Source organism: Streptomyces sp. WMMC940 (assembly GCF_027460265.1).
Taxonomy (GTDB): Bacteria; Actinomycetota; Actinomycetes; order Streptomycetales; family Streptomycetaceae; genus Streptomyces.
The window spans coordinates 6,599,292-6,612,058 of sequence record NZ_JAPZBC010000001.1; the positions used below are offsets into that span (position 1 = coordinate 6,599,292).

Annotated in this window: 6 protein-coding genes and 1 pseudogene; 2 read left to right on the plus strand and 5 right to left on the minus strand. The window is 69.0% G+C overall.

The features are described from left to right. The first annotated feature begins 78 nt into the window (after nt 1–78). Together ung and O7595_RS29135 are read left to right on the plus strand one after the other, a co-directional pair. Entirely contained in the window at nt 79–762 is a 684-nt protein-coding gene (ung, locus tag O7595_RS29130) for a uracil-DNA glycosylase (RefSeq protein ID WP_269731549.1), read from the plus strand. A gap of 109 nt (nt 763–871) precedes the next feature. Beyond that, nucleotides 872–1,348: a hypothetical protein gene (locus tag O7595_RS29135; protein WP_269731550.1), complete on the plus strand. Its 477-nt coding sequence runs from the start codon at nt 872–874 to the stop codon at nt 1,346–1,348. Here O7595_RS29135 and O7595_RS33975 read toward each other — a convergent pair. The 5 genes and pseudogenes from O7595_RS33975 to O7595_RS29160 form a co-directional block, all read right to left on the minus strand. Next, nucleotides 1,288–1,593 (minus strand): annotated as a pseudogene (locus tag O7595_RS33975) (mycothiol transferase); the annotation flags it as partial. The gene O7595_RS29135 and the pseudogene O7595_RS33975 overlap by 61 nt on opposite strands. A gap of 66 nt (nt 1,594–1,659) precedes the next feature. Beyond that, on the minus strand, nt 1,660–1,881 hold the full coding sequence (locus O7595_RS29145) for a hypothetical protein (RefSeq protein WP_269731551.1): 222 nt from the start codon (nt 1,879–1,881) through the stop codon (nt 1,660–1,662). A 26-nt stretch (nt 1,882–1,907) separates the two neighbouring features. After that, a complete protein-coding gene (locus O7595_RS29150) occupies nt 1,908–2,123 on the minus strand; it encodes a hypothetical protein (RefSeq protein WP_269731552.1) in 216 nt (71 codons plus the stop codon). A 151-nt stretch (nt 2,124–2,274) separates the two neighbouring features. Then, complete coding sequence (locus tag O7595_RS29155) at nt 2,275–8,649, minus strand: RHS repeat domain-containing protein (protein ID WP_269732672.1); 6,375 nt, start codon at nt 8,647–8,649, stop codon at nt 2,275–2,277. A gap of 383 nt (nt 8,650–9,032) precedes the next feature. Continuing rightward, a complete protein-coding gene (locus O7595_RS29160; protein WP_269731553.1) occupies nt 9,033–12,686 on the minus strand; it encodes a LamG-like jellyroll fold domain-containing protein in 3,654 nt (1,217 codons plus the stop codon). Nucleotides 12,687–12,767: the final 81 nt, after the last annotated feature.

Genomic DNA, 12,767 nt, shown 5'->3' on the forward strand with positions numbered 1-12,767 from the left:
CCCACCGTCGGGAGGGTTGTCAGTGGCCGCGGGTAGGTTGTGTGGTCGGTAACTGATCGCACACCGGAGGTTGTTGACGTGACCGACACCGACATGCTGCCCGAGTCCTGGCGCGGCGTCCTCGGCGAGGAGCTCCAGAAGCCGTACTTCAAGGAGCTCGTCGACTTCGTCGAGGACGAGCGCGCCAGGGGGCCGGTGTACCCGCCTCGCGAGGAGGTCTTCGCGGCGCTGGAGGCCACGCCCTACGACCGGGTGAAGGTGCTGGTCCTGGGGCAGGACCCGTACCACGGTGAGGGGCAGGGGCACGGCCTCTGCTTCTCCGTGCGCCCCGGTGTGAGGACCCCGCCCTCGCTGCGGAACATCTACAAGGAGATGCAGGAGGAGCTGGGTCTGCCGATGCCGGACAACGGCTATTTGATGCCGTGGGCCGAGCAGGGAGTCCTGCTGCTCAACGCGGTGCTGACCGTCCGCGCCGGAGAGGCGAACTCGCACAAGGGCAAGGGCTGGGAGAAGTTCACCGACGCGGTGATCCGTGCGGTCGCCTCCCGGCCGGACCCGGCGGTCTTCGTGCTGTGGGGCAACTACGCCCAGAAGAAGCTGCCGCTGATCGACGAGACCCGCCATGTCGTGGTGAAGGGCGCGCACCCCTCGCCGCTGTCCGCGAAGCGTTTCCTCGGGTCCCGTCCGTTCACCCGGATCAACGAGGCGGTCGCCGCCCAGGGCCATGACGCCGTCGACTGGCGCATCCCCGACCTGGGCTGACGGTTGGCGCACCTGGCTGACAGGTTCGGGTCACCGCCCGAGCCTGTGCCGGATTGCCGTCGGCGGCGGCTAGCGTCGGGAGGACGGGTCGAGGTGCTGGAGGGCCGCAGTGGTGGAGCAGCAGGGGGCGTCGGGTGACGCGGTCATGACCACCAGGATCGGGCAGGCGATCATGCTGCTCCACGGCGGGGACCGCGAGGAGGCACGCAACCGCTTCTCCGCGCTGTGGGCGCAGCTCGGCCAGGAAGGCGATCCCCTGCACCGCTGCACGCTCGCCCACTATCTGGCGGACACCCAGGACGATCCGGGCGACGAGCTCGCCTGGGACCTCCGGGCGCTCGCCGCCGCCGAGGCGCTCACCGACGAGCGCCCGGAGCGCCACGAGGCCGCCGTCGCCGCGCGGGGGCTCTATCCCTCGCTCCATCTGAATCTGGCCGCCGACTACCTGAAGCTGCATCGCCCCGAGGCCGCCCGGGTCCATCTGGACCGTGCCAGGGCGGCCTCGGCCGCACTCGGCGACGACGGCTACGGCAACGGGGTGCGGGCGGCCATCGACCGGCTGGACCGGCGCTTGTCCGGCCGCTGACGACGCGCCCGCTCTCCGGGGGCGCCGCCTGCCGCGACGGGTGAGGGCGTCTCAGGCCCCCGTGGCCCCGTCGATCCCTCGCTGAGGAGATCGGCGTGTCCGTTGTGCCGGGCGTATTCCTCGATCATGTGGACGTGGATCCAGCGGAGGCTGAACCGCTTGCCGGCCCGCTCCCCCTTGGAGGTGTCGTGCAGGGACCGTGACGCGGCCGGCTCCCGGGCCCGCTCGATCTCGGCACACCAGACGGTCTCCGCCGCCTCGAAGGTGTCGGCCGGCCCGAGGTGGAACTTCCCGTCCGGGTCCTCCTGCCGTCACGAGAAGACGAGGAACATGATGCCGAAGACGGTGGCGAATCCACCGAGCGCGACACAGCCGCGCCCCACGATCCTGAAGGCCCACACGCTGCGTTCGTCACCGGGCATCAGGTTGATCGGCGAGGCCAGGAGACGGTCGGCCAGGCCTCGGTGGTTGCGTACCCACGCCAGCCCGAACAGCAGCCAGCCCAGGCCGAGAAGCAGGGGGACTATACGCATTATCGGTGATCCTTAACTCGGGTCTGCTACGGAAGTGCCAGCACGAAGGACAGACCGAAGAGCATGACGACAAGCCCGACGACTATCCAACCGAGGCCCATCAGCCTGGCCACCACCAGGGGATATCGGTCCATTCGGCTCGCACGTCCCTGGAGGTCGAGAGCGACGGCGCCGCCGAGGGCGAGGAAGCAGATGCCGAGGCCCATGAAGAGCCCTCCGAAGATCCAGGTGAGTGCTGTCATGGGATTTGCTCCTGAGCTCTTCTCGGAAGATCGGGACGACACGCCAGGGACGTTCAAGTGCCCCGCCCGGACGGGCGCCCTCCGGCGGGGTTCTTCCCGCCGGAGGGCGCCAACGCGGCCGGCCGTGTCCGGTTGGCCGATGGGGGTACGGTCAGGGATTGCAGCCTAGTCTGAAACTGCAGGTCCAGGTGTGGTTGAGGCCCACCTCCGCCCCCGCCTCGATGCCGACGCCGGCCCCCGCTGTGACAGCCCAGACGGGCTCGCCCTTACTGTTTCGCACCAGCCCCGGCTCGGGGTGGAGGTTGATGGCATTCTCGTGGTTGACGAAGCCACCGACCTTGTAGTGCAGGGACAGCTCCTTGTCCAGGCCGTAGCCCGCGAGCTGGTCCATGCCGTCGGCGTTGCTGACCAGGAGCCCGCCGTCCAGGGAGGCGCCGGCCCCGGGGCCGGACAGCCCCACGGAGGTGCTGCCGCCCAGGTCCCACCCGTCAGGGCCGTGAGTGACGATGACACACAATTCGCCCGAGGCCATGAGCCATTTTCCGCCCGACGCGCTGCCGCAGTAGCCGAAGGTGTTCGGGACGGTTCCGATGCCGATGATCTCGGTGATCTTGTCGAACCACCCCTTCGGCGGCTCCTTCTTCGCCGGCGGGCCCGGGTCCGGCGGGGCGACCGGGAGCCACCCGGACGGGGCGGGTCCGGGCGGCAGGGTGATGTTGCGGCGGCCGCCGGTGCCACCGCTGGTGTGCAGTCCGGTGGGCCTGCCCTTGCTGTCCACGAGCGGAGGCCGCTTGCCGCACCTGCACGCGCGATTGCCGGAGCTGCTGCTCGGCTCGGCCTGGGGCTTCTTCGACTTCTTCTGACTGACCGGGATGCCGCCCCGGCACGTGATCACGACCGGAGCTTGGACGCACTCCGGCACCGCGAGTCCGCTGGGGTCCGAGAACGTCGTCGGGTTGTTGTTGGCGTATGCGTAGCCGTTCATCGACTGCGGCTGATTCGTGCTCAGGACCGGGTCGATGCTGAGGAACTGTCCGATGCCGGCGTCGTACTGTCGCGCTCCGACGTGAGTGAGACCGGTCGTTGCGTCGTGGGTCTTGCCCAGAAACGCCTTGTCGTCCGGCCACTCGCCGCCGCCTTCGAGGCCCCGCGGGGCGCCGAAGGCGGTCATGCGGCGCTTGACGAACGGCTGCGTGCTGTCCGAACCGATGGTGAGAGTCGACGTGCCGTGATGGTCACTTGCCAGGTAGTGGAGCTTGTTGCTGCCCGTCCGGTTGGTGCGGACGGCGACCTGTAGGTCACCGGCGCCGTAGGAGCGCTGGGCCCAGGTGGTCCCGTCCGCCTTGAGGTGCAGCTCGGTACCGCCGGCGTACAGGACGCGCTCGCCGCCCGTGGTGGCACGGATCAGCAGCTCGCCGTCCGCGTCATAGAGGTACTCGGTCGCCTTCGCGTCCTCGGTCAGCCGCGCGATCTTCCCTTCGTCGGACCATTCGATGCCCTGGGTGCCCGCGGGGCCCGGCCGGCTCGTGGTGTTGCCGGTCGCGTCGTACGCGTAGGAGCGGTCGGGGGATGTGCAGTTGCCGCTGGTACTCGTCCCGGCCAGGGCGTGCGACTGGCCGGCCTTGTAGCAGTACGTGGTCGTGGAGTTGCCGGCAGCCCTGTGCCGGGTCTCGCCGGTGCGCTGTCCCGCCGTGTTGTACGTATAGCTGGTCCAGTACGGGTCGGGCCCGCCCAGGGCGCTCGCGCTGCGTGCGTCCCCGCACGTCTGCGAGGCCGGAGTCCAGGCTTCGGTGAGACGGCGGTGACCGTCGTAGGCGAAGCACTGGGTCTCGGCACTGCTCGTGCCGCCCAGGGTCGTGGGGTCACCGATGGAGGTCAGATTGCCCGCCTGGTCGTAGGTGTAGTTGAGGTCCTGCAGCATGTACGGGTGGGTCTGGTCCGTGACGTGACTGCGGGTCAGCCGACCCGTGCCCTCCTCGTATGTGTTGGTGACGTACGTCTTCCTGAAGGCCTCGGTGTTTCCCGTCCCCAGTACGTACTGCAGGGCCTGGCCGAGTGCCGAGTAGTCGGCGTCGAGCAGGTAACCGGTGGAGCCCCTGATAGCGGTGACCTGGCCAAGGCCGGTGTAGTCGTAATCGACCACCTCCTTGGGGAGACCTCCCAGCGCGGGCTGCGTGCTGCTCCCCAGCGTGCCGTCGATGCGGTAGAAGCTGGCCAGGTCCACGACGGCAGGTGCCCCCGCCTTGACCAGCGGATCGGCGGCGGGCAGGCGGAGCTGAGTACCGGTCGCCCGGTTGAGGCTGTCGTAGGCGGTGACCGACTTCGTGTACGCCAGGCCCGTCTTGCCCCCGACGTAGCGGGTGCTGGAGGCGGGCTGCCCCTTGAGCACGGTGTCGTAGGTGTAGGACGTCAGCAGTTTGGCGTCCGTCTTCTCACCGGACCAGGTCCCGAGGCTCCGGCCGAGCACGTCGTACTCGGTGAGGATGCTGCGGCCCCGCGCGTCCGTTGCCTTGATCACCCGGTCGAGGTCGTCGTAGGCGAGTGTGGACGCTCCCTTGTCCGGATCGTCGGCCGACACCATTCGGCCGTTCAGGTCGTAGGCGCTGTTCCACCGAGCGCCGTCGGGGCCGGTGACCGATTCCTTCTTGCCGTCGAGGCTGTACGTGAACTTCGTCGCGGTGTACGGGGTTCCCAGACCGCCGCCGTACGCGGGGTCTGCCGGGTTCACTCCCGCGTACTCGCGGCTCTCCGTCGTACGGCCGCGGGCGTCCGAAATCGTGCGTTCCGCCGTTCCACCCTGCACGGCCGTGGTGGCGGTGGAGTCACCGGTGTACGTGGTGGTGGTCGACCACTTCTTCACGCCGTACACGTACAGCGTGCTGGTGGTGGACCGCTCGGCACCGTCGTAGGCGGTCTCCGTCTGGGTGGGCGCCTCGCCGTACTCGGCGCGTGTGTAGGTGCCATTCGGTGCCGTGGTGCTGTCGAAGATGTCGGAGTAGGTCTCGTAAGCGAGGCCCCGGGAGTCGTAGCGGGTGTCGGTCAGCAGCCGGCCGCCCTGCGGCGTCGGCGCCTGGTCCTGCAGCTTGCGCAGCAGCGCGTCGTGGATCGCGTAGGTGGTGTTGTAAGTCTCGCCGTCGGCCTTGAGCACGGCCGTCGACACCCAGGACGCTTTGGTGTTGCTGAGGAGGTACCGGAACTTCTGGCTGGGGCTGTAACCCGCGGCTTTGTTCCGGTTGGGCAGCCAGACGTCGGTGAGTCGGCCCAGGGCGTCATAGGACAGCTCGGTCTTCTTCAGGTTGGCGTCGTATATCCGGTTGGCCTGGCCGCGCCGCGGATCGATGAAGCTGATCTTCCTGAACCCCTTGGGGTCGGTGGCGACGGTCTTGGTCAGTGGGCCCGCCTCCACCGGGGTGTAGGCGGTGGAACTGGTCCCCCCGGCGGCGTCGGTGACGGTCAGCGGCCGACCGAGCGCGTCGTAGTCGGTGGAGGAGACGGTCTGCCAGAGGGGGGAGTCGGCGGTGCTGTATCCCTTGGCGCGGCCCGTCCAGGTCGCCAGACCCTTCTGCGGCGACATCGTCGTCGACCAGGCCACACCGTCGAAGGCCACGGCAACGTCGGAAAGGACGTCACCACGGCGGGACGAGTCCGCGGGCAGGTCGAGGGCGGTGTCCGCGACATCGCACTTCCGGGCGACGGTGCGGGTGCGTGAGGCGAGGCCCGTGATGCCCGTGGTGGTGTTGCGGGCGTACCAGGTGCGGGTGCACGTCTCGTCGTCGGACTTGGCGTCGTCGCCGAAGTCATCGACCCGGTACGGCAGTCCGTAGGCGTCGTACCCCGTTTGCACCGTCCGGGAGCGCCAACTGTCGGACGCGGTGAGATAGGTGTAGTCGGTGGTCTTCGCCGTACGGACGTAGCGGGCCACCGCGTCGGCGGCGTCCGGCTGGGTCTGTCGGGCGGTCTCCTGCGACCAGGGCTCGTTGGCCTCCGCCGAGACGGGGGTGGCGCCGTCGTACGTCACCCGCTGGCGCAGCTGCCCGGCGTACTGGTCGCTGTCCGTGAGGGACGCGAGGCCGAGGTCCGGGCTGCTCAGCGGGGCGACGCTCACCGACGTGGTGCTGCCGTCCTTCTTCCTGTCGCCGTGCATGCCCTGCATGTAGAGGGAGACCGTCTTGGAACGGGTCGTGTTCAGCGCGCCGTTGTAGACCGTGACCTGTCGGTAGCCGCGCCAGTCGGACCAGGTCCTCTCGTCCTTGGGAGTGAACGGCGAATCACTGCGGCGCCAGGCGGCGCCGCTGTAGACGTACTGCTGCTCCAGGCCGTCGTTCTGGCCGGCCGGGTCCGAGGTGCTCACCGCGAGGACACGGTACTTGTGGAACCAGTCCACGGACGAGGTGGTGGACCCGTTGACGTTCCAGTACTGCGGGAAGCAGTTGCGGGTGTTGGTGTCCTCCGCGGCGCCGACGACCTGGCTGCGTACGCACTCGGCCGCGGAAAGGGTGACCGTGGTGATCGCGCCCGTCTCCGAGGTGACCGTCGAGACACGGGGACGGGTCAGCGGCAGGATGTCGTCCGTACCGTCCACACGGTTCGGACGCATCTGGTACGTGAACGAGATCGGGTCCATCCCGATGGCCGTGCCCGCCTTGGCGGTCCGCTTGATCGACTGGAGGGTCAGGGTGTGGTCGGAGGTGTCACCGATGTCACCGCCATCAAGGTACTTCTGGGTCAGGGCCCAGGAATCCACCGCGTCGTACGAGCCGCTGGTGGTGTTCCAGGAGAACGTGTTGATCTCGGTGAGCCTCTTGCGCGAGAAGAACGCGGGGCCCGTGCCCAGGCACTCGCTGTCGCCGCTGGAGCAGATGGCGTCGAAGGGGACGTCCGGCCAGTTGTCGGCGGTCTCCTTCGTCAGCGACGTGCAGTCCGCGGCGGTGCAGCGCTCGGCATAGCCGAAGGTGACCTTCGCGTCGGCCGCGTCGGTGAAGAGCGCACCCTTGCGCAGGCCGTACTTGATCTCCTTCAGGTATCCGCCGCGGGTGTAGGCGGCATCGGCCGTGGTGGCCTTGTTCTTCCTGTAGTGGTTGGTTTCCTTCGTGTACCAGTAGGTCGCCGCGTTGCCCCGGGCGTCCTCGACGTAGTCGAGGTTCCACCGCCAGGCCTGCGTCACGGACCGGCCGGCGAAAGACGTGCCGGAGGAGTAGCCGGGCTCGCCGGGGTCGTCACCGAAGACCGGCACGGTCCAGGTCGAGTTCGTGCGCTCGGTGCCGGCACTCTCCAGCTTGTTGAGACCGAAGACGTACTTCGTCCCGTCCCCGGCGACGACGGTCCAGTACTCACCGTCGTTGTCGCCGTTCTCATTGGTGGAGCTCGTCGAGCGGGTCACCTTCGAGGCGTCGTCCCCCTGGAGCCGCCACTGCCCGGTGGTGTCGTCCTTGACCAGCCGGGTCGCCTTGCCGTTCAGCACCAGGCTGGCGTTGTCGAACTTCCAGCAGCGGTCGTTGAGCTCGTCGTGGCCGTCCTCGTCACAACTGCCGTAGCTGCGCTCGATGTACGACTCGTTGATGGCGAAGCCCTCGCCGATCGCGCTGCCCTGGTTGTTGGTCGCGGCCGTCCGGCCGTCGACGCTTCCGGAGTCGTACGCCAGGGAGAGCTCGGGCGCCGGGCCGGCGGCCGCCGGGGGCATGGTGAGGTCGTACGACCAGGTGAAGGAGCCGGAGCTGCTGCCTGCCTCCCAGGACGAGGACGCCGACAGTCCGGTGGCCGAGTAGTCGCCGCTGCCGTCGGGCGACTCTCCGTCGCCCGCACCCGTGGCGGTCAGCGCCATGACCGTCGTACCGGAGGAGGCGGTGGCGGCGCGAGGGGCGCCGGTGGCGAGCTGAGTGGTGAGACCTCGGGAGGCCCCGGAGCCCTTGAGCGCGAGCTGGGCGGTGACGGTCTGCTTCCGGCTGTCGTTCTGCGAAGCGAGCGGAGTCTGCTTGCGACACTCGGCCTTCTCGGGTGTCGTCAGGGCGCAGGCGGGCAGCTGCACCAGGCGCAGCCGCCCGGCCCAGCCCCCGCCCAGGGCGGAGGCGAAGGCGCTGTAGTCGACGCTCACCGCGGCGCTGCCCGTGGCGTTCGCCTGCGCGGTCAGCAGGACGCCTGTGATGCCGAGCCGGTCTGCGGCCTTGCGGTCGAGAACGGTGAGCTTGGCTTCGGCGCCGGCCGGCAGCCGACCCTTGGCGTCGGCGCCGGGGGCCAACGACATCGGCAGCCCGCCAGGGGCCGCCTTCGTCACGCCGGACGGCTCGAGTGCCAGCGCGGCGCTGCCGGCTCCGGGCCAGGCGGCGGCACGCTGCTCCTTCAAGGCCCGTCCGGCCTGCTTGGCGTTGGCCTTCTTGTCCCGGGCGACCCTTTCCCGGGCCTTCTTCGCGCCGGGTCCGTCGACCGCCTTGACCTTGCTGACCCGTTGTTCGGGCACGTCGGGGCGCCCCGGACCGCCGCTCTCCGTCGCCGCCGACGCGACCGGAGAGAGACCGATGGGAACCGTCATGGCGAGGGCGAGCGAGGTGAGCAGCAGCCTGCCTGCGGGGCGCCCCACCACGCCCGTCCGTCTTGTCGCTCCGCTCGCCGTTCTTGTCGCATCTGGTGGTGTGCCGCGTGGCATGTGGTCCGTCCCTGCCCAGAGAGTTCGAGGAGCCGGGGGGAGAACCTGACGCATCCAGAGGACGAACGGACACCCCCCGGGTCCATGATCAGAACAAGCGACGAGTCAACGTCACCTTCATGCCCTCGTCAAGGCAATGGCTGGTTTTCCTCTTGTTTCGCTCCCCTGCCAAGCGCCTCACCCAGGACGCGAGGTGGGCGGCGCTCGGCGAGCGCCGCCCACACATGCACCACAGAGCGTGGCCGTCAGCCGGCCGTGGCCTTCGGCCTTCAGTCGCCGACGGTCGTCTCGACCTGCGCCGGACCGGCCATGGCGCCCGCCCACACGCGTACTTCGGCGATCCCCCCAGGCAGGTGGTGCTTCCACCCGCCCGAAGTGAAGCCCTTGCCGATCGCGAAGTCACCCGTACCGGCCTTGGCGGTGAACGCCGTCGCCTCACCGTTCTGGTTGTGGCCCAGGTACAGGCTGATCGTCCCGGACTGTGCGTCGAACGTGCCGGTCAGCCGGACCAGGCTGTCCATGGCGGCGACCTCGTCGGAGACGACCGACGAGAAGGTTCCCTCGGCGTTCAGACGGCCGAAGTGCCACTTGCCGACTGGGATGACGCTCTCTTCCAGGGTTTCCTCGTTGAGTACGGTGTCCTTGCCCGTCAGCTGGAACCAGAAGCCCCACGCAGAACCGTCCGCGGTGCGTTGGCCTAGCACCTGACCGGTGTAGCCGATGTCCTTGGCCGCCAACTTCGCGCTGTCCAGACTCGCAGCCGTGGTCACCGTGAATGAGCCGGAGTCGTCCACCAGGGGGCCCGCTGCCGTAGCGGCGTCGTCGACACCGTCCAGGACGACCTCGCCGCCCGCCAGGGAGGCACCTCCGGTGAGCGTCAGGGGCCTGCCGTAGCCCGAGGCCGTGTCGGTGATCGTGGTTCCACCGCCGTTCTCGGCCTTCCAGTCGGCCACCAGCTCCACCCCTGCGAGGGCTTCCGACGTCATCAGCCGTGCCTCGTCAGCGATCTCCTTGCCCGTCAGGGCCCGCTGCCATGTGGTGACCTCGTCGATGGAACCACCGAAGGGCTGGTAGTAGCCGCCGTTCGCCTGGACCACCCCGAACCGCAGCCGGCCGGCCGGCTCCACCGCTGCTTCGATCCCGTCCTCGGCCCCTATGGACACCCCGTTGACGAAGAGCTCCACCCGGTTGGCGTCAGCGTCGTACGTACCGGCCACATGCGTCCAGACGCCGGCCTGCGCGGGCTGCTCGGAGATCTCCCCTCCGTACAGGCCGTTCTCCCTCTTCACACCGAAGAACCAGCTGGTGTACCCCTCGGCGATCTGGTAGGAGAGCAGGAACGAGCTGTTGTCGGTGCCGTCCTGCGACAGGATCGCCTGGCTCTTGTCGACATCGTTCAGCCGCACCCATGCGGAGACGGTGTAGCTCGAACGCGGCTCCAGCACCGCCCCATCGGCCGCGGCATGGCTCCCGCCGTTCAGTACCAGCCCGCGGTCGGTCACCGGCGTCTCCAGTGGAGCGCCACTGGCGTCGTGGGTCAGGAGACCGCGCCGGCCACGGTCGTCGCGTGTCGCAGTGCTGCTCAGCGTGACATCGTGCCGGGGTGTGCCGTCCGCCGTCGCGGAGTCGACCGCCACACCGTCGGCTTCGTCGAAGTGCCAGCGGCCGACGGGGCCCGAACCCGCGGCGACGAGGAAGTCGACGATCTGCTCGGCGCCCCAGCGGCCCACGTTGTCCTTGGCGCGCACCACGATCTGGTGAGTGCCCGAACTCACTGGCGTGATTGGGGCGTTCACCGTCGAACCGGTCAACGAGGTCCACGTCTCGGTGTTCGACAGCCGGTACTGGTAAGAGACGTTGTTGGTGTCACCGGTGGCGGGGGTGAACGTAAACGTTCCCTTTACGCCGGGACCGCCTCCCGGGGTACATGCGTTGGGCGTGCAGAGGCTGTACGGGCTGCCGACCGTGACAGTGGGGGCCTTCGGCGCGGTCGGGTCGACCTTGAAGTGGCACCAGCCGGTCGTCGAGGCGTTCGACGGCCCGGACAGGTGGCTGCCGCCGTTGTTGTAGTACGAACGAGTCCAGGCCCGATAACGGTAGAGCTTGCCCTCAGCCAGAGTCGACCAGGAGAGGGTCTGCTTGGAGCCGTCCCCTGCATATCCGGTGGAGGGTTTCATCTCACCGTTGCCCGGGGGCGTGTCCGACCAGGTGCCGTCGCTGTTCTTGTGGTCGAGGTCATAGATTATCCGCAGCTGGGCACCGCTCTCCCCACCCGGCTTGGTCTGCGTCGTCGCGGTCAGCGCCGGCGTCGGGTCGGAGACCATCGAGGGGCTGGACTCGTCGGTGGAGCACACGGTGCCCGTGCCGGCCACCAGGCCGATCGAGGTCGGCTTGTCCGGGATCCCGACGAAGTCGACGGCGAGGACGGCGTCGTTCTTGAACCGCTTCCAGGCAGAGGTGTCACTCTCGTCGTGCGCTCGCAGCTGGAGGGTGAGCCGGGAGAACTTGCCCGCGGCGAAGTCCTTCACCGTGGGTGTCAGGTTCTCGTTGGGCTCTGCCGGGTTGTCGTTGAACTCGATCGGCGCATCCGGGGAGTCAGGGTCGCACAGCGAGCCGCGGCCCGCCGAGACATGCCGGTCGACCATCCAGTCCAGCTCCTTGGGACGCGATGCCCAAGTCGTGGAGGAGGAGATGTTGTTCGTGCGGACAAGGTCGACCCAGCGCGGTTCGCACTGGAACGCCCACGGCTCGGTCACTCGGAACGTCGCGTCCAGGACCTGCTTCCCCTTCAGGCTCGCGGGCGAGAACTCGAAGTACAGGCGCTGCACGTACCCTGGACCGCAGTAGTAGCCGTTCCAGGTACCGCACTTGCCCATGCCCTTGCCGAGGCCGTCGTCACCGTTGCTCCAGCCGTACGACTCATAGCCGTCCGAGCGCAACAGCGTCCGCTCGGACTCACCCCAGGTCACGGTCGGGTCGATGAACAGCGGGAACGCCGCGGCGTCCGTCCCGCTCAGCATGGCCGGGTCTGGGACGACCGCGAGGGAGTTCTTGGTGACCTTGACGCCCATACGGGCGACCCTGTCGCCCTGGCCGGGCTCCGTGCCCGCCCCGGATGGGGCGGCCTCGGAGGCGTCCGCAGGTACCGTCGCCCGCCGCCCGACCTGCGGTCCTGTACCGCTGCGCGGGGTGTCCGCCGATCCGGACGGCCGTGTCGCGGCCCGCTTCCGCAGCTCGGCGGCGGCCTTCTTGCCCGCCGAGTTCCACATCTGAGCGGGCGGCGCACGGAACACCGTCTGCCCAGTGGTGTCGACCGCCGCGAGGGCGCCCACCGCGTTCTTGACGACCGACAGGCCCCGCGCCTTCAACCCGAACGTCAGCTTTTTCAGCTTCGGGTTCCCGGCCGCCTTCGGGGTCTTCACCACCAGCACATGCTGGAAGCCCTCGACCGTGGCCGTGACCTTCAGATCGACCCCGGCGAGAACCTCGCGGTACAGCGCGCTCGGACCGTCCAGCTCGGGGCCGGGCAGTTTGCCCGGCCAGCTCAGTTCGAGCGCGCGTCCCTTGTCGGCTATCGACACCAGCGGATCGTCATCCCCGCCGGGCGAGAACGACATCTCCGCTGCGGCAGCCCTCGGCCCGACCGAACCGTCCGCGCGCCGCACCAGCGTCGCGTCCGGCGTCTGCCAGCCACCCCCCGGCTTCGCCACCCGAACCGGGACCGACGACTCCTCCAACGTGAACGAGAATCCATCCGGATTCGCGAACACCGTCGACCGCTCCGAGCGCTCTCCCGTCACCTCCACTCGCTGGCCGGATTTCGTTGCTGCCTCCAACGCCCGCTGAGCCTCCGACGGCCTTGCGGAGTCCGGTGCGGCGGGCGCTGCTCCGGCGCTCTCGACCGGCATTACCAAGGTGGCCATGACCGCCGTCAACACGGCTCCGACCACCCCTGGGCCGCCCTGCACGCGTCTCCTGCGCCCACGGGCAGCGGTCTCCGATTT